This window comes from Pseudomonas sp. P9_2 (assembly GCF_034008255.1).
Classification (GTDB): Bacteria; Pseudomonadota; Gammaproteobacteria; order Pseudomonadales; family Pseudomonadaceae; genus Aquipseudomonas; species Aquipseudomonas synxantha_A.
Map to the genome: position 1 here is coordinate 2,198,623 of NZ_CP125376.1, position 18,199 is coordinate 2,216,821.

Genomic DNA, 18,199 nt, shown 5'->3' on the forward strand with positions numbered 1-18,199 from the left:
CTGTGGGGCGGCCTGGTTGTTAACTCAAGCTGATCACCACTGATAGGTGGCGCTGGCGACGACGCTGCGTTGGTCGCCGAAGTAGCAGTACGAGCCATCACAGGTGGAAATGTAGTCCTTGTTGAACAGGTTGGTCGCGTTCAGTTTCACCGACGCGCCTTTAAGGCTGTTGTCGAGGCGACCGAGGTCGTAGTGCACGGCGCCGTCGAACACGGTGTAGGCATTGGCCTTGCCGGCCCAGGTATTGGCTTGGTCGCCATAGGTATTGCCGGTGTAGCGTGCGCCGAAGCCGATGCCGAAACCGTCGAGGGCGCCGGTGTGCCAGGTGTAGTCGGTCCACAAGGAGGCTTGTTGGTTGGGCATCAATTGCAGGCGATTGCCCTTGAAATCGCCTTTTTGCACTTCGGATTTGGCCAGGGTATACGCCGCGATTACCTTGAGGTTTTCGGTGACGTCAGAGATGGCTTCCAGCTCCAGACCTTTGACTTTCACTTCGCCGGTCTGGTCGGTAACAGATACACCACCGGACTGGAAGCTGCTGACCAGAACGTTCTTCTGGGTCAGGTCATACACCGCTGCACTGAGCAGCGTGTTCGAGCCCGGCGGTTGGTACTTGATCCCCAATTCCCACTGCTTGCCCTCGGTGGGTTTATAGGACTCTGTAGGTGAAGCGCTGGCGTTGCTCGCCGGTTGGAACGATTCGGCGTAGGAAATGTACGGTACGAAGCCCGAGTCGAACACATAGCTCAGTGCCGCGTTACCGCTGAAATTCTTGCTGCGGTCAGTATTGGTCGCGTCGTTTTTGTTGAAGTAAGTTGTACCTTGGTGCACCCAGTCTTCACGGCCGCCCAGGGTCAGGCGCCAGTTGTCCAGCGCCATTTGGTCCTGCACGTAGAGACCGGTCTGGATGGTTTTCTGGTTGTAATCGTAGAAAGCGCCGGAGCGTGCGGGGCGTTCAACCGGCGTGGTGTTGACCGGGTTGAAGATGTTGACTCTTCCGGCCTGCCCGTAAATCGACAAGTACGAGGTATCGGTACGCTGGTGGTCCAGTCCGAGCAGAAGGGTGTGGGTGACGTCACCGGTGGCGAAGTCGGCCTGAAAGTTGTTATCGACCGCCAATTGTCCGATGTTCTCGTCCACGTTGGTGGACGATCGATCGATATTGCCCTCAGCGTCGACCGGCGCCCAGCCATAGGCCCCCACGGTCAATTGCTGGAACGACAGTTCTGATTTGGTGTAACGCAGGTTCTGTTTGAACTGCCATGTATCGTTGAAACGGTGCTCGAATGCGTAGCCGAGTGCGTAATAGGTACGGTCGTAGTACTCGTAGTCCGGATCGCCCAGGTTCTTATGATGCGAAACGTCACCCAGCGGCGACTTGATCTTGGTGCCGACTATCGGCAGGAACTGGCTGGTGGCCCCGGTATCGTCACGGGTGAACTGTGACAGCAAGGTCAGCTTGGTATCCGTGTCGATATTCCAGGTCAGGCTCGGTGCGATGTTGTAGCGCTTGTTGTCGATGTGATCGACCTGGGTACCGGCATCGCGCACCACGCCGCCAACGCTGTAGAGAAACTGGCCTTCATTATCGATCTTGCCAGTGCTTTCGAAATTGATCTGGCGGTAGTTGTCACTGCCGTATTGCACCTGGATGGCGTGGCTCGATTCAGCGCTGGGGCGGCGGCTGACCATGTCCAACAGGCCACCCGGTGGGGTCTGGCCGTAGACAGACGAGGCCGGACCGCGCAGCAAAGCGAGGCGATCCAGGTTCCAGGTTTCGGCTTTCGGGTTGGCATACACCCCCCGTGGCAGTGGCAGGCCATCGAGGAATTGCGTCGGCTCGAAGCCGCGTACGCGCATCCAGTCGTAGCGAGTGTCGCTGCCGTAGCTGGCGGACACGATACCGGGCATGTATTTGACGGCATCGTCGAGGTTTTGGACGTTGCGGTCTTGCATCTGCTCGCGGGTGGCTACCGAAATCGAGCGTGGCGCCTCGACCAGCGCGGTATCGGTTTTGGTGCCGGCGGCGGTGCGCTTTGCCACATACCCCTCCACCGGCCCCCAAGCGCTTTCATAGCTGCCCTGGCCGGTGATGTTGGTAGTCGGCAAGGCGACGACGCCCTCCGGAACCGGCACCAGGGTGTAAGTGCCCGTACTGCTTTGTTCCAACTGCAAGCCAGTACCGCGCAACGCCTCACGCAACGCGCTCTGTGCATCGAACTGGCCCTTGACCGGGGCCGAGGTTTTACCGGCGGCGAGTGCCGGGTTGAGGGTCAGCGCCAGGCCAGCCTGGCTGGCGATCTGGTTCAGGGTGCTGGCCAATGGGGCGGCCGGCAGGTTATAGGCGCGCACGCTCAAGGCTTGTTCAGCAGCGATCAGCGAAGTGCTCGCCAGCGGAGCGCTGAGGGCGATGGCCAGGGCTAACAGACTGGGGCGCAACAAGGTGTCTAGCGTGCGGGACATAAGGGCGGCTCCTGAATGGAAATATTTCTCAATTGCCTAGGTGCCGAGCGAGAATCGGAAAGTGATAGGGCTGGGTGAAACTATTTTTTGGCGGTGTGTTTCAGGGCCTCATCGGGAGCAAGCCCCCTCTCACATTTTGATGCGTGAGTACCTTCCAATGTGGGAGGGGGCTTGCTCCCGATGGCGATTGCCCGGTCACCACAGAATCTAAGGCTTGGCAGCGACAGTCACCCACCACGGCGTGTGCTGCTTGATCTGCACCGGCAAGGTCGGCAACAGCGCATTCAACGCCAGCGTGGTGTCGTGCAGGGGGAAGCTGCCGGTGATGCGCAGGTCGGCCACGTTGTCATCCACGCCTAGATGCCCGGTGCGGTAGCGGCCCAGTTCTTCGATCACATCGCCCAGACGGGCGTTGTCGACCACCAACATGCCACGGGTCCAGGCGTCGGTGGCGTGGGTCACGGCCAGCAGCGGGCCAAGGCCATCGCTGCGCATCAACACTTGCTGGCCTGCTTTGAAAACGTGCTCCTGATGCAGCGCTTCAGGCTGGGCAGCCACGGCGGACTGCAACACGCTCAAGCGCGTAGCGTCGTCTTCGCGCTTGACGATAAACCGGGTACCCAGCGCTCGCAGGCTGCCGTCGCGGGTTTGCACATAGAACGGGCGTGAATCGTCGTGGCCGGTTTCGACGAGGATTTCGCCCTCCTGCAACACAATCAATCGGCGCTTTTCGTCGAAGCGCACATCTATGGCGCTATGGGTATTGAGGTTGATCGAGGTGCCATCGTCCAGTTTCAGCGTGCGTTGCTCGCCGGTGGCGGTGCGCTGGTCGGCCAGCCAGTAGTGGATCGGCACGTAACGCTCGCCGGCAAACAAGCCCAGGCCACACACCAGTACGATACTCGCCAGGCCACGGCCCAACTTGCGTACGCGCTGGCGAATGCCGTGGCGCGATTGCAGCAACGCCGCCCGGGCCGGGCCGGCGGCCACGCTGAAGCGCTGATCGAGCATGCCCAGTTGGCGCCAGGCGCGGGCATGTTCCTCATCGCTGGCCAGCCATTTGGCGAACTCTTGCTGTTCCACCGCGCTGCCGTCGCCCGAGTCCAGAGACAGTTGCCACGCAATCGCGGCATCCAGCACCCGTGCCGAAACCGGTTTGGAGCCAATGGCTGTCACGAGGGCTCGCCATACAGCGCGATGTAGCACTGGCGTATACCCTGGGCCAGGTACTGGCGCACACGGGGCACCGACACACCGAGGCGCTGGGCGATTTCGGCGTGGCCCAGGCCGTCGAGGCGGTTGTAGAGGAACGCGGCGCGGGCCTTGCTCGACAGCTTGCCGAGCAGGCGGTCGATGGCCTTGAGGTCTTCAAGGATCAGTTGCTGTGCTTCCGGCGATGGGTGTTCGCTTTCGGGGATCAGCATCAATTCGGTGAGATACGCCTGTTCCAGAGCGGCTCGACGGAAGTAGTCGAACAGCAGGCCCTTGGCTATGGCCACCAGGAACGCCCGGGGTTCACGGGGCTCGCGCAAGCCGTCGCGGCCCAGCAGGCGCATGAAAGTGTCCTGGCTCAGGTCTTCGGCGCGGCTCGGGCAGGCCACATTGCGGCGTAGCCAGGCCAGCAGCCAGCCACGATGGTCGCGATACAACGCGCCAACAAGCTCACTGTGTGGGGTCTGGACCGACGACAAGGCATCACCGAATAAATAGTAGGTTTAAACTAACGAGAATTATTCGCGATTGTGTCAGAGGCGTGGGATGGGCGCAATTAGCGTCTGTCGGGAGGTGACATTAAAACGATGGCGCTTGTTGGCGCCGTTTCCACTGGGCCAAACGCTCTTGCAGCGCGTGGGGCGTGTCGATCTGCTGCTGCCGTGCACGGCTGAACAGGATCAGCATCAGCTCCGCCGTGACCAGTGCATCGGCGCTGGCGTGATGACGCTCGCCGACCTGCAGTTGGAAATGCTTGACCCAGTCGTCCAGCCCGGCCTCGCGTAGCGTGGCGTCGGGGCACAAGAGCGGTGCCAGGTCGGCCACGTCGAGAAACGGGTGAGCCAGGCGATAACCCAGGCTGTCCTTGAGCGCGCGGCCCAGCATGTGTTGATCGAACGGTGCATGGAAGGCCAGCAACGGGCTGTCGCCCACGAATGCCATGAAATCCAGCAGCGCCTCGGCCGGGTCGCTGCCGGCGGCAATCGCACTGGGGCCGAGACCATGAATCAATACGCTGGGGCTGAGCTTGGTGTCGGTGCGTTGCAGGGTGCGTTCGAACAGTTGCGAAAAATCCACCGCACCGTCCTCGATCACCACGGCGCCGATGGACAGCACCTGGTCACGGTTCAGGTTCAGGCCGCTGGTTTCCAGATCCACCACGACCCAGCGTTGGTTGCGCAACGAACCATCGCCCAGTGCGCAAGGCTTGGGCAGTTGTTCCAGGCGCTGTTGTTGCGCGGCATTCAGCCCGGGTTTTTGCTTATGAAACCAGCCGAACCAACTCACAGTTGATACCGCAAGGTCAGGCTGCTTTGCAGGCGCTGGGCCTGGCGCAGGGATTCACGCAGGATGCGTCGGTCGAGGTGGTTGAGGCTGTCGGGGTCGACGCGGTTGGAGTAGGGCTGGTTCTCGCGGGTCTGCAATTGGTGCTGCTGCATACGGGTTTGCTGAATGAAGTGGTAGGCCTCTTCGTAAGCCGCGCCATCCAGGGGCTCGATCACTTGCTTGTCGACCAACTGACGCAGGCGCTCCAGGGTGTTGTTGGCGTGGATACCATTGGCCAGGGCGAGCAGGCGTGCGCCATCGACAAAGGGAGTCAAGCCCTGCACCTTGAGATCCAGGGTGGCCTTTTCGCCGCCCTTGCGGGTCAGCACGAACTCGCGAAAGCGTCCCACCGGCGGGCGCTGGCGTAATGCGTTTTCGGCCAACATGCGCTGGAACAAACGGTTGTCCGCGACCTGATCGAGAATGCCCTGACGCAGTTGCTCGCAACCACGCTCGTCGCCCCACACTGCACGCAAATCAAAATAGATGCTCGAGCTAAGCAGGTTCTCCGGCGTCGCCTCGCGAATAAACGCGCCGAAGCGCCGCGCCCACTCCACTCGGGACAAGCACAGCTCGGGGTTGCCGGCCATGATATTGCCCTTGCACAGGCTGAAGCCGCACAGCGCCAGGCTTTGATTGATGTGCTGTGCCAGGGGAAGCAGCCGGTCACGGATCTGGGCAGCTTCGACGGCGTCCTTGGCCTCGAACAGAATGCCGTTGTCCTGGTCGGTGTACAGCGTTTGCTCGCGGCGGCCTTCGCTGCCGAAACACAGCCAACTGAATGGCACGCCGGGGTCGCCTTTTTCCGCCAGGGTCAGCTCGATCACCCGGCAGACGGTGTGGTCGTTGAGCAGCGTAATGATGTGGGTGATCTGGGTGGACGACGCGCCATGAGCAAGCATACGTTCCACCAATTGGCCGATTTCACCGCGGATTGCCACCAGGTTGTCGACCCGGGGCGCGTTGCGGATAGTGCGGGCCAGGTGCACCAGGTCCACGCGTTGCAACGAGAACAAGTCACGCTCGGACACCACGCCGCACAGGCGCTGGTCTTTGACCAGACACACATGGGCGATATGCCGTTCGGTCATGGCGATAGCGGCGTCGAAGGCACTGTGGTCCGGGCTCAGGAAGAACGGCGCCTGGGTCATATGGCCGTCAATGCCCTGGCTGAAATCGCTGGTGCCGTCGGCCACCACCTGGCGCAGGTCACGCAGGGTAAAAATGCCCAAGGGCGCCTTGTGTTCGTCCACGATCACAATGCTGCCGACCTGTTGCTCGTGCATCAACGTGACCGCTTCACGCAACGGCGTGTGCGGGCTGCACGTCACCGGGTGGCGCATGGCCAATTCGCCCAGGCGGGTATTCAGGGAGTATTGGGTGCCGAGGGTTTCCACGGCTTTTTGCTGCACTTGCTGGTTGACCTGGTCGAGCAGACTGCTGACGCCACGCAAGGCAAAATCACGAAACGGGCTGGAAAGGGCAAACAGCTTGATAAACGCCGGCTTGTTCAGTTGCAGGCAGAAGGTGTCTTGCGCGGCTTTATGTTCGGTGCGGGTCGCACGTTCACCCAGCAACGCAGCGAGGGGGAAGCACTCGCCGGTGGTGATTTCGAAGGTGGGATCTGGCGAGTCAGGCCGCTCGCCAACCACCCGACCCTGTTTGACGATATAGAAATGCTCGACCGGCCCGCCCGACGGTTTGAGGATGCTGTCGCCCTGGCCATAGAAGCGCAGTTGGCACTGTTCCACCAGGAAGGCCAGGTGCGCTGGCTCCATCTGGTTGAACGGCGGGAAGCGTTGCAGCAATTGCAAGGTGCCGTGGATGTTCTGCAACACAGCAGTTTTACCCGCCTGTGCGAATGCATCAGCTTTACTCATAACAGTGACCGCAGTTTTTTTGTCGTTATCGTACTGCATGGTCGACTCCTGCACCGCGGGTGCCCATTGGACGTAAGTCTAGGTCGGTGAAAACGCTACAAAACTAGGGAAAAACCTTACATGACTATCGTCCAAACCCCGTAGAACGCCCACTAGGCAAACTTTCCGACGAAGTGCACATTGTTCGACCTTGCACAGATGTCTGACGAGTGCTGGGAGATTGATTCAGAACTGCTGAGAAACGTATGTCCGACCACGATATTTTGAGTGATGCCGAGCGCGAGGCGTTGAGCGCCGTGATGCTCGAGCCTGATTTACCGCCCCAACGCGTATTGATCGTGGACGACGACAAGGATGCGCGTGAACTGTTGGCGGAAATCCTGGGGCTGGACGGTATTCGTTGCTTGACCGCCGACAGTGGTGAGGCGGCGTGGGATTTGTTGAAATCGAGCAGCTCTATCGGTTTGCTGATCACCGACCTGCGCATGCAGCCCAGCAACGGCCTGGAGTTGATTCGTCAGGTGCGTGAGTCGACCCGGGCGGCGCTGCCGATCATCATCATGTCGGGTGACGCCGAAGCGCCGGATGTGATCGACGCGATGCACTTGAGTGTGGTGGACTTTTTGCTCAAGCCCATTGATAGCGTGAAGTTGGCGAAGTTGGTGAAGCGGGAGTTGGGGATGGTGCAGTAAAACGGCCGTTGGTCTGGAGTCATGCAGAACTGTCAACTTTGACAGTAGCAAGGACGCTTGTACGAGCTGTTTACTGACTTGGAACGTGCTGATGGATGATCGGTACTTCATAAGCCTGCCTGTTAACAGGAGTTATCATGAGCACTGGTTTCTTTTCTGGAATAAAAAGTCTAAGCGTTGCTCAGGGAACTGCGTCCTTTGAAATATTAATAGATGGGCGACCCGCGCCAACCTTTACACCCAATGATTTCTTGGCTACCCCGGGCCTCACTCAATTTTATGGTGAGCAGCTAACGCAGTTCCATATTAGGTATCGCAAATCCTTAGGTCCCGGCGATTACAAACTCGATGCATCGGAGCTGGGGCTGGCTATTCTTTGTAGAGACCACAATTATCTTCCTTACGCGCGAGACGAGAGGGCCGAAGGCCAAGTCATAGTGTCCGTCGAGCGTACGGGTATAGATTGGCGTTTTAAAGGCAGCGTGGATATAACGTACCCTCGTCCTCTGCCAATCATTCGGGTAAAAGGCACCTATGATGTTTCGTTTTTATATGAATAGTCTGTGACCGACAAAAAAGCCCTGATCGCAAGATCAGGGCTTTTTCTTTTACAGGCCGTTTTTAGCCTTGAACTCCCGACGCCTGCGGTGCAACACCGGCTCGGTATACCCATTAGGCTGCTTGGTCCCTTCAATTACCAACTCCACCGCTGCCTGGAACGCGATATTGCTGTCGAAATCCGGCGCCAACGGACGATACAACGTGTCCCCGGCATTCTGACGGTCCACCACCGGCGCCATGCGCTTGAGGCTTTCCATCACCTGGTCTTGGTTGACGACGCCGTGGCGCAGCCAGTTGGCAATGTGCTGGCTGGAGATACGCAAGGTGGCGCGGTCTTCCATCAGGCCCACATCGTTGATGTCCGGTACTTTCGAACAGCCAACGCCCTGGTCAATCCAACGGACCACATAGCCAAGGATGCCCTGGGCGTTGTTGTCCAGTTCATTGCGGATCTCTTCGTCCGACCAATCGGTGTTGCTGGCCAGAGGAATGGTGAGGATATCGTCCACCGAGGCGCGTTCGCGCTTGGCCAGTTCGGCCTGGCGGGCAAATACGTCGACCTTGTGATAGTGCAACGCGTGTAGCGCCGCAGCGGTCGGCGACGGTACCCAGGCGGTGTTGGCACCGGCCAATGGATGGGCGATTTTCTGCTCAAGCATCGCCGCCATCAGGTCGGGCATGGCCCACATGCCTTTACCGATTTGTGCACGGCCTTGCAGGCCGGTGCTCAAGCCGATATCGACGTTCCAGTTTTCGTAGGCGCCGATCCATTTTTCCGCCTTCATGGCGGCCTTGCGCACCATCGCGCCGGCTTCCATGGAGGTGTGGATTTCGTCGCCGGTACGGTCGAGGAAGCCGGTGTTGATAAACACCACGCGCTCGCTGGCGGCCTTGATGCAGGCCTTGAGGTTGACCGTGGTACGGCGCTCCTCGTCCATGATCCCGACTTTGAGCGTGTTGCGCGCCAGGTTCAGCACCTCTTCGATGCGACCGAACAACTCGTTGGTGAACGCGGCTTCTTCCGGGCCGTGCATCTTCGGTTTGACGATGTACACCGAGCCTGTGCGGCTGTTCTTGCGCGTGTTGTTGCCATTGAGGCTGTGAATCGCCGCCAGGCTGGTGATCAGGCCGTCGAGGATGCCTTCGGGCACTTCGTTGCCGTCTTTGTCGAGGATCGCGTCGATGGTCATCAGGTGGCCAACGTTGCGCACGAACAGCAGCGAACGGCCGTGCAGGGTCACGTCGTTACCGTCGATGCCGGTGTAGACGCGATCAGGGTTCATGGTACGAGTAAAGGTCTTGCCGCCCTTGGCCACTTCTTCGGCCAGGTCGCCCTTCATCAGGCCGAGCCAGTTGCGGTAGATCACCACCTTATCATCGGCATCCACGGCGGCAACGGAGTCTTCGCAGTCCATGATGGTGGTCAGCGCGGCTTCCATCAGCACGTCTTTGACGCCGGCGGCATCGGTCTGGCCGACCGGAGTGCTGGCGTCGATCTGCAACTCGAAGTGCAGGCCGTTGTGTTTGAACAGGAGCGCAATCGGCTCGGCCGCGGGGCCCTGGAAACCTATCAACTGGGCATCGTCACGCAGGCCGCTGTTGCTGCCGCCTTTGAGGCTGACGATCAGCTTGCCGTCGACGATCTTGTAGCCGGTGGAGTCGACGTGGCTGCCGGCGCTCAGCGGTGCGGCTTCGTCGAGGAAGGCGCGGGCGAAGGCGATGACCTTGTCGCCACGCACCTTGTTGTAGCCCTTGCCCTTTTCGGCGCCGTTGGCTTCGCTGATGGCGTCGGTGCCGTACAACGCGTCATACAGCGAGCCCCAGCGCGCATTCGAGGCGTTGAGGGCAAAGCGCGCATTCATCACCGGCACCACCAGTTGCGGGCCGGCCATGCGCGCGATTTCGTCGTCGACGTTTTGGGTCGAGGCCTGGAAGTCTGCGGCTTCTGGCAGCAGGTATCCAATGTCTTGCAGGAAGGCTTTGTAGGCCACCGGGTCGTGGGCCTGGCCGGCGTGAGTCTTGTGCCAGGTATCGATCCGCGCCTGGAAATCGTCGCGTTTGGCGAGTAGGGCTTTGTTCTTCGGTGCCAGGTCGTGGATGACCTTGTCGGCACCGGCCCAGAACTGGTCGGCAGTAATGCCGGTACCGGGAATGGCTTCGTTGTTCACGAAGTCGAACAGGACTTTGGCGACCTGCAGGCCACCGACTTGAACGTGTTCAGTCATTGCTTGCCTCACTCTGCGGAGCTTATGCGCTTTTTCAGATTTTCATTATGTAGTGCACGGTTGGGCATACTACATGATGACTTGCGGTTGTGAAAATTAGACTAAATACGTCGTTTAGCGACCCACTTTGGTCGTACGGTCACAGCGGAGAACCGGATGTTCTCAAAAAACTATTGGATTGTTCCAGATAAATATAAAAATGGTACACGATTTGTTTTCGAGGGCTCCCGGGTCCACCTTGTAGATTGAATTCCAGAGGGCTTCGCCATGGACCATCTTGTACTCACAATTATCGCCGCCGACAAACCCGGCCTGGTTGAACGCATCGCGCAGAACATTGCCGCCCACGGTGGTAACTGGCTGGAAAGCCGCATGGCCCACATGGCCGGGCAGTTTGCCGGGATCCTGCGGGTCAGCGTGCCGACGGAGCAACGTCAGGCACTGGTGGGCGCGCTGGAAGACTTATCCACACACGGCATACGCGTGCTGGTGGGCGAGGGCAGTACAGGGCAGGCGGCAGTGTCCAAATCGATTGTGATGACGCTGGTGGGCAATGACCGCTCGGGCATCGTGCGCGAGATTACTGCGCTGTTGAGCCAGCAGGGTGTCAACGTGGAGCGCTTGAGTACCGATGTACGCCCGGCGCCCATGAGCGGGGACCCCTTGTTCAACGCCGAGGCTTTGTTGCAGGTGCCGTCCACGTTGTCTCTGGAGCGCTTGCAGGAATCGCTCGAGACCTTGGCCGACGATTTGATGGTGGAACTGCGCAACGAGGAATAACCACCCACAGGGTTATGCATGGAAATCTTGCATGGGCCTGTGGATAACCTGTAGAGACCCGGCGCCAGGCCACGTCGGCCGGACTTCTCCGTCAGCTGAGCAAAAAACGAGCAGTTTCAAGGGCTTGTGCACAAATGGCGGGGATCAGGCTGTGGATAACCTTGGGGTGAAACGCTGCAAGCCACGGGCGCCGTGGCTTGCAAAGGTTTGTGCGTTATTTGATCAGCGTTTGCGCACCGTCAGCCATGCATCCACGCTGTAGATCACCAGCCCGGCCCAGATGAAGGCGAAGGCAATCAGCGTGGCTGGCGCCAGGTGTTCGCCGAACAGCAATACCGCTTCCAACAGCACCAGGGTCGGCGCCACGTACTGCAAGAAGCCCAGTGCGGTATAGGGCAAATGCCGTGCTGCGGCGTTGAAGCAGACCAATGGAATCAGGGTTACCGGGCCTGCGGCCACCAACCACCAGGCTTCGGAGGTGCTCCAGAATTCCAGTTGTGCACTGTGGGCCGATGGATTGAACAGCAACCAGGCGACGGCAATCGGCACCAGCATCCAGGTTTCCACCACCAGCCCCGGAAGTGCCTTGACCGGGGCCTGTTTACGGATCAAGCCGTAGAAACCGAACGTCAACGCCAGCGCCAGCGACACCCATGGCAAGCTACCCACCTGCCACACTTGTTGCGCCACACCGACCGCTGCCAACCCCACCGCCACCCATTGCAGGCGGCGCAGGCGTTCACCGAGGATCAACATACCCAACAGCACATTCACCAGCGGGTTGATGTAGTAACCCAGGCTGGCTTCAAGCATGCGCCCACTGTTCACCGACCACACATAGGTCAGCCAGTTGGCCGCGATCAGCGAACCGCTGAGTGCCAGGATCGCCAGGCGCTTGGGGTTGTCACGCAGTTCGCGAAACCAGCCAGGGTGCTTCCACACCATCAACAGCAAGCCGCCGAACAGCGCTGACCACAGCACGCGGTGCACGATGATCTCGGCGGCGGGCACGCTGGCGATGGCTTTGAAATAGAGCGGGAACAGACCCCAGATGACGTAGGCGCTCAGGCCCAGGATGTACCCCTTGCGAGGGTTGGCGGCTTGCATTGCAGAATCCTTGCTTAGGCAGCTAACAAAGCGCGATTGTAAGGATATTTGTCAGATAATGGGGACTTGCTTGGCAATGGGGATTTTTATGTGGGAGGGGGGCTTGCTCCCACATAAAGCAAAGCAGTCAGAAGAGTTTTAGCGGTTCTTCATTGAGCGCCGACAGTTGCTCACGCAACGCCAGCACCTGGTCGCCCCAATACCGCTCGGTGCCAAACCAGGGGAAGCTGTGGGGAAACGCCGGATCGTCCCAGCGCCGTGCCAGCCAGGCGCTGTAGTGCATCAGGCGCAAGGCGCGCAACGGTTCGATCAGGGCCAGTTCGCGAGGGTCGAAGTCGTGGAACTCCTGGTAGCCGTCCATCAGTTCCGACAGCTGGCCCAGGCATTCCTGGCGGTCGCCAGCGAGCATCATCCACAGGTCTTGCACCGCCGGGCCCATGCGGCAGTCGTCGAGGTCGACGATATGGAACATCTCGTCGCGGCACATCATGTTGCCGGGGTGGCAATCACCGTGCATGCGGATGTTCTTGTGCGGCGTGGCTTTATAAACCTCTTCCACACGCTTGAGCAGGTCGCGGGCCACGGATTCATAGGCCGGCAACAGGCTTTTGGGAATGAAGTTGCCTTCGAGCAAGGTGGTGAGGGAGTCGTGACCGAAGTTCTTCACGCCCAGGGCTTCGCGATGTTCGAACGGGCGGGTGGACCCCACGGCGTGCAAACGGCCGAGCAACTGCCCAAGGCGATAAAGCTGGTCGAGGTTGCCTGGCTCCGGCGCGCGGCCGCCACGGCGGGGAAACAGGGTGAAGCGGAAACCTGCGTGTTCGAACAGGCTCTCGCCGTTGTGAATCAGCGGGGCCACCACGGGTACTTCGCACTCGGCCAGTTCGAAGGTAAAGCGGTGCTCTTCGAGGATCGCCTCGTTGGTCCAGCGTTGGGGCCGGTAGAACTTGGCGATCAGCGGTTCGGCGTCTTCGATACCCACCTGGTACACGCGGTTTTCGTAGCTGTTGAGCGCCAACACGCGCGCATCGCTGAGAAAGCCGATGCTTTCGACAGCGTCCAGGACCAGATCAGGGGTGAGTGTTTCAAACGGGTGGGCCATGCGAACTCCTGCGCGCAGCAGGGCGCCGCGTCCGGCCGGGTATGGTAACGCACCGGGGCAGGGATAGGTGGTGGCTGTGCAACTGCTATCGGGAGCAAGCCCCCTCCCACAATTTTGATTTGCGAATACATTCAAGTGTGGGAGGGGGCTTGCCCCCGATGAGGCCCTGTCAGGCGCCGACAATCCCACCATCATCCCGCCGAATCGCCATCACCGACGAACGTGGCTTGCCATTGGGCAGATGCTCAGGCCAGGTTGACCCCCCGGTTTCGCCTGGATGCTGAATGCCCACGAACAGCGTCTTCTGATCCGGCGCAAAACTGATCCCGGTGACCTCACACGCCACCGGCCCGACCATGAAACGGCGGATTTCCCCGGTGCTCGGGTCGGCACACAGCATCTGGTTGTTGCCCATGCCGGCAAAGTCGCCCGCGTTGCTGTAGTCGCCGTCGGTGAGGATCCACAGGCGCCCGGCCTTGTCGAAGCCCAGGCCATCGGGGCTGTTGAACATGTTCTGTGGGTTGATATTGGACGAGCCGCCCTTCGGTGTACCACCGTGCACACCCGGGTTACCGGCCACTACGAACAGGTCCCAGGTAAAGTCTGTGGCGCCGTGGTTATCGGCGTCGGCTTTCCAGCGCAGGATCTGGCCGTAGACGTTTTTCTCTCGCGGGTTGGGGCCGCCCACCGGCTGGCCGTCTTCGCCGCGCTTGGCGTTGTTGGTCAGGGTGCAATAGACCTGGCCGTCGGTGGGGCTGACGACGATCCATTCCGGGCGGTCCATGCGCGTGGCCTTCACTACGCTGGCGGCCAGGCGCGCATGGATCAGCACCTCGGCCTGGTTGGCGAAACCGCTGCCGGCGTCGATGCCGTTTTTGCCATGGCTGAGTTCAACCCATTGGCCCTTGCCCTTGGGATGGTCGGCGTTACCGTCGCCCGCATCGAAGATGGCCACGTACAAGGTGCCGTGGTCGAGCAGGTCTTTGTTGGCTTTCGGATTGCTGTGGTTGATCTGATCGCGGCTGACGAACTTGTAGATGAACTCGCCGCGTTCGTCGTCGCCCATGTACACCACAGCGCGGCCGTCGCGCGTTTCGGCCAGCGCCGCGTTTTCATGTTTGAAGCGGCCCAGGGCCGTGCGCTTGACCGGAGTGGATTGCGGATCGAACGGGTCGATTTCCACCACCCAGCCATGGCGGTTGAGTTCGTTGGGGTTCTTGGCCATGTCGAAGCGTGGGTCGTGCGGGTGCCAGTTGATGTCTTTGCTGGCGGCCACTACGCCGTAGCGTTTCTGCCCGGCGTCGAACGCTTGCTGCGGGTTGCTGCTGCCGAAGCAGTCGGTGAAGTTCTCTTCGCAGGTCAGGTAGGTGCCCCACGGTGTCTTGCCGTTGGCGCAGTTCTGAAAAGTACCAAGGACTTTCTTGCCGGTTTTGTCGGCAGCGGTTTTCAACCAGTCATGGCCGGCAGCGGGGCCGCTCACGCGGATCGGTGAATTGCCATGGATGCGCCGGTTGTAGCGTGAGTCCTGGACGAACTGCCAGGTGTCGCCCTTGCGCCGTACTTCGATCACCGAAACGCCCTCGCTGGCCAGGGCCTTGCGTACCTCCTCGGCCGATTGCGGCGCGCCGCCGTGGGCGTAGAGGTAGCGGTAGTTGGTGTATTCGTTGTTGATCGCCATCAAGGCACGGTTGTCGTCGCCCGGGAACGGAAACAGGCTCATGCCGTCGTTGTTGTCGCCAAATTGCTGTTCCTGGGCCTTGGCTGTGCCATTGCCCGACGGGTCGAAAGCCGGGGCGTTCTTGTGCAGCGGCTGGCCCCAACTGATCAGCACAGAAGCGCTGTAGCCAGGGGGCAGGGTGATGGTGTCGCTGGTGGCGGCGGCGATGCTGGTAAAACCCAGCAGCGGGCTGGCGGAGGCAGCATTCACCGCCAGGGCGCTGCGGCTCAGCAGGTTACCGCCGAGGAACATCGCGGCGCCGCACAGGGCGCCCGCGCCGATAAAGCGACGGCGGGTCAGGCCGACCATTTGTTCAAGGTCAGTGGCTTGGTTTTCTTCTAATAGGCTCATCTCAGGCTCCCGCGATTTTTGCAGATACCTTAAGGAGCGACTGTGACCAAATTGTTGCAGCCTGAAGACGTTATACCGGGGTCCCGAGCAGCACATTGCTGGGTGCGAATTGCACCTGGATCGGCTGGCCCTCGGCAGCGTTGAGTACCAGGAGTGCAGCGGGCGGTGCCAGCGCGCATAACACCTGGCCGTTGGGCAAGGCGATACGCACCTCGCTGGGGCCGTCCTGAGCATCTAGAATCGTCTCGATCACACCGCTCATGCAATTGTGTCCAGGTGTTTCTGGGTGCCCGATCGCCCGCAATTCCAGCCATCCCGCTTTGATCAGGGCGACCACTTCCACGCCGGCCTGCAGCTCCAGTCGTTGGGTGCTGTCGTGGGTAATCTGGGCGTCGAGGTACAGGTCGCCGGCCAGTTGCAGGCGAATCCTGTCGTTGCGGCCCTGGCTGTCGATGGCGATGACCTGGCCGTGCAATTGGTTGCGCGCACTGGTGCGCAGCATCAAGCGGCCGAGCAGGTTGAAGTCACTGGCCGCTTCGTCCGAACCGAGCAGCTCGGCCTGCAGCACTTGCAGGCGCTGATAAAGGCGCAGCACTCGTTCACCTTCTTGCGTCAGCTTGGCGCCGCCACCGCCTTTGCCCCCGACGCTGCGTTCCACCAGCGGTTTTTGCGCCAGGTTGTTCAGTTCATCGATGGCGTCCCAGGCGGCCTTGTAACTCAACCCCGCACTTTTGGCGGCGCGGGTGATGGAGCCCTGCTCGGCGATATGCCCCAGCAAGGCAATGCGTTGGGGGCGACGGATGATGTGCTGGCTGAGTGGGCTGGGCAGAGACATGGGCATACGCTTGGATGAGATAAGCCGACGTTGCCGCTCTGAAGCAGGGGAGTCAAGTCAGGGGCCGGGCTTGGGGGTGCGGGCCAGGCAATAGACATCGACCTGGCGTGCGCCGGCGCCCATCAATAACCGCGCCAGGCTGTGGGCGGTAGCGCCGGTGGTGAGTACATCGTCCACCAGCGCCAGGTGTTGCCCTGCGACTTGAGCGCCGGGCGCCAGGGCAAAGGCGTTGAGCAGGTTACGCTTACGCGTCTTGGCGTCGAGGTCTTGCTGCGCCACGGTTTCAAGCGGGCGCAGCAGCGCGTGCTCATTGAGGGGAATGTCGAGCGCGCTACTGAGCCAGCGAGCCACCATCTGCGCCTGGTTAAAGCCGCGTTGGCGCAGGCGTTTGCGGGCCATGGGGACCGGCAGTAGATAGTCGGGGCGGTTGAGTTCGGCGTTATCGAAGCGGTGTTGCAGGTGCTGCCCCAGCAGGCGCGCCAGCATGTGGCCCAGCGGCCAGCGCGCCTGATGCTTGAAGCGGCTGACCAGGGTGTCGATGGGGAAACTGTAGGTCCAGGGTGCGATCACCTGGTTAAAGGCCGGAGGGTGTTTTTGGCACTGGCCGCAGATCAACCCGTCCATCGGCAAAGGCAAGGCGCACTGCTCACAGTGCTCAAGCAGCCATGGCAGTTCTGTTTCGCAGATATTGCATACGTTATCGGCGGAGTCTGTGAATTCGTCACAGATCAGACAGGTTTGTTTGTTTTTTAACCAGATGTAAGCTTCGTGTTTGTACTCAGGTTGACAGTGCATGAATCTTCCTTAAATATGCCGAGCATCCGTGTCGTGCCTGTGGGTATTGCCCTTCCCGCAGCGTTAGCCAAAGCATAATCAAGGAATCGCCCATGAGCGCCAGCACCTCTGCCACCCTGCGTCACGACTGGTCTTTGGCCGAAGTCAAAGCCCTGTTCGTGCAGCCGTTCAATGACCTGTTGTTCCAGGCGCAGACCGTGCACCGCGCGCATTTCGACGCCAACCGCGTGCAGGTATCGACCCTGCTGTCGATCAAGACCGGCGCCTGCCCGGAAGATTGCAAATATTGTCCGCAGTCGGGCCACTACAACACCGGCCTGGAAAAAGAGAAGCTGATGGAGGTGCAGAAGGTCCTCGAAGAGGCCGCCCGCGCCAAGGCCATCGGCTCGACGCGCTTTTGCATGGGCGCGGCGTGGAAACACCCGTCGGCCAAAGACATGCCCTACGTGCTGGAGATGGTCAAAGGCGTAAAGGCCATGGGCCTGGAAACCTGCATGACCCTGGGCCGTCTCGATCAGGACCAGACCGAAGCGCTGGCCCAGGCCGGCCTGGATTACTACAACCATAACCTCGACACATCGCCAGAGTTCTACGGCTCGATCATCACCACCCGTACCTACAGCGAGCGCTTGCAAACCCTGGCCTACGTGCGTGATTCGGGGATGAAGATCTGCTCGGGCGGCATCCTCGGCATGGGCGAGTCCCTCGACGACCGTGCCAACCTGCTGATCCAACTGGCCAACCTGCCAGAGCATCCGGAGTCGGTGCCGATCAACATGCTCGTGAAGGTGGCTGGTACGCCGTTGGAGAACGCCGAGGACATCGACCCCTTCGACTTCATCCGTATGCTGGCGGTGGCGCGCATCCTGATGCCGCAATCCCACGTGCGCCTGTCCGCTGGCCGCGAAGCCATGAACGAGCAGATGCAGGCCCTGGCGTTTTTTGCCGGCGCCAACTCGATCTTCTACGGCGATAAATTGCTGACCACCGCCAACCCTCAGGCTGACAAGGACATGCAGCTGTTCGCACGCCTGGGCATCCTGCCCGAAGCTCGTGAAGAGCACGCCGATGAAGTGCATCAGGCGGCGATCGAGCAGGCGCTGGTGGAGCAAAAGAGCAGCGAGCAGTTCTATAACGCCGCTGTTTGATCGAG

15 protein-coding genes are annotated in these 18,199 nt (G+C 60.4%); 4 read left to right on the forward strand and 11 right to left on the reverse strand.

All coding sequences use genetic code 11. The features are described 5' to 3' along the window. Window positions 1–33: 33 nt before the first annotated feature. The 5 genes from QMK52_RS09705 to QMK52_RS09725 all read right to left on the reverse strand — a co-directional run bounded on the left by QMK52_RS09705 (window position 34) and on the right by QMK52_RS09725 (window position 6,881). On the reverse strand, window positions 34–2,463 hold the full coding sequence (locus QMK52_RS09705; protein WP_320404053.1) for a TonB-dependent siderophore receptor: 2,430 nt from the start codon (window positions 2,461–2,463) through the stop codon (window positions 34–36). Window positions 2,464–2,670: 207 nt separating this feature from the next. Next, entirely contained in the window at window positions 2,671–3,639 is a 969-nt protein-coding gene (locus tag QMK52_RS09710) for a FecR domain-containing protein (protein ID WP_194439422.1), read from the reverse strand. Further along, on the reverse strand, window positions 3,636–4,154 hold the full coding sequence (locus QMK52_RS09715; protein ID WP_005792103.1) for an RNA polymerase sigma factor: 519 nt from the start codon (window positions 4,152–4,154) through the stop codon (window positions 3,636–3,638). The genes QMK52_RS09710 and QMK52_RS09715 overlap by 4 nt, the downstream gene beginning before the upstream one ends. A 100-nt stretch (window positions 4,155–4,254) precedes the next feature. Further along, entirely contained in the window at window positions 4,255–4,962 is a 708-nt protein-coding gene (locus QMK52_RS09720; RefSeq protein ID WP_005792102.1) for a PolC-type DNA polymerase III, read from the reverse strand. Further along, complete coding sequence (locus tag QMK52_RS09725) at window positions 4,959–6,881, reverse strand: putative nucleotidyltransferase substrate binding domain-containing protein (RefSeq protein WP_005792101.1); 1,923 nt, start codon at window positions 6,879–6,881, stop codon at window positions 4,959–4,961. Before QMK52_RS09725 ends, QMK52_RS09720 begins: the two co-directional genes overlap by 4 nt. A 245-nt stretch (window positions 6,882–7,126) precedes the next feature. Here QMK52_RS09725 and QMK52_RS09730 point away from each other — a divergent pair, with 245 nt between their 5' ends. Both QMK52_RS09730 and QMK52_RS09735 read left to right on the forward strand, forming a co-directional pair. Continuing rightward, window positions 7,127–7,573, forward strand: a complete 447-nt coding sequence (locus QMK52_RS09730) for a response regulator (RefSeq protein ID WP_005792100.1) — start codon at window positions 7,127–7,129, stop codon at window positions 7,571–7,573. Window positions 7,574–7,710: 137 nt separating this feature from the next. Beyond that, window positions 7,711–8,133, forward strand: a complete 423-nt coding sequence (locus tag QMK52_RS09735; protein WP_032803738.1) for a hypothetical protein — start codon at window positions 7,711–7,713, stop codon at window positions 8,131–8,133. Window positions 8,134–8,181: 48 nt separating this feature from the next. Here the strand turns inward: QMK52_RS09735 and QMK52_RS09740 are convergent, their stop codons facing one another. Further along, window positions 8,182–10,359 (reverse strand): malate synthase G, encoded by a 2,178-nt coding sequence (locus QMK52_RS09740; RefSeq protein WP_005792099.1) that lies wholly within the window; start codon window positions 10,357–10,359, stop codon window positions 8,182–8,184. 267 nt (window positions 10,360–10,626) lie between these two features. On the opposite strand from QMK52_RS09740, the gene QMK52_RS09745 reads away from it, so the two are divergent. Then, a complete protein-coding gene (locus QMK52_RS09745; protein ID WP_005792098.1) occupies window positions 10,627–11,139 on the forward strand; it encodes a glycine cleavage system protein R in 513 nt (170 codons plus the stop codon). Between the two features lie 222 nt (window positions 11,140–11,361). On the opposite strand, the gene rarD is transcribed toward QMK52_RS09745, so the two are convergent. From rarD to QMK52_RS09770, 5 genes are all read right to left on the reverse strand, one after another. Further along, window positions 11,362–12,246 carry an EamA family transporter RarD gene (rarD, locus tag QMK52_RS09750; protein WP_005792097.1) on the reverse strand — a complete coding sequence of 295 codons (885 nt, stop codon included), beginning with the start codon at window positions 12,244–12,246 and terminating at the stop codon, window positions 11,362–11,364. A 127-nt stretch (window positions 12,247–12,373) separates the two neighbouring features. After that, complete coding sequence (locus QMK52_RS09755; RefSeq protein WP_005792096.1) at window positions 12,374–13,348, reverse strand: serine/threonine protein kinase; 975 nt, start codon at window positions 13,346–13,348, stop codon at window positions 12,374–12,376. A 169-nt stretch (window positions 13,349–13,517) separates the two neighbouring features. Further along, on the reverse strand, window positions 13,518–15,416 hold the full coding sequence (locus tag QMK52_RS09760; protein WP_194439420.1) for a PhoX family protein: 1,899 nt from the start codon (window positions 15,414–15,416) through the stop codon (window positions 13,518–13,520). Window positions 15,417–15,486: 70 nt separating this feature from the next. Further along, the gene (locus QMK52_RS09765) at window positions 15,487–16,251 is read right to left on the reverse strand and encodes a TOBE domain-containing protein (protein ID WP_194439418.1); all 765 of its coding nucleotides are present in this window, start codon (window positions 16,249–16,251) and stop codon (window positions 15,487–15,489) included. Between the two features lie 57 nt (window positions 16,252–16,308). Then, the gene (locus QMK52_RS09770; RefSeq protein ID WP_320404054.1) at window positions 16,309–17,046 is read right to left on the reverse strand and encodes a ComF family protein; all 738 of its coding nucleotides are present in this window, start codon (window positions 17,044–17,046) and stop codon (window positions 16,309–16,311) included. Between the two features lie 92 nt (window positions 17,047–17,138). On the opposite strand from QMK52_RS09770, the gene bioB reads away from it, so the two are divergent. Next, on the forward strand, window positions 17,139–18,194 hold the full coding sequence (bioB, locus tag QMK52_RS09775; RefSeq protein ID WP_005792092.1) for a biotin synthase BioB: 1,056 nt from the start codon (window positions 17,139–17,141) through the stop codon (window positions 18,192–18,194). Window positions 18,195–18,199 lie beyond the last annotated feature (5 nt).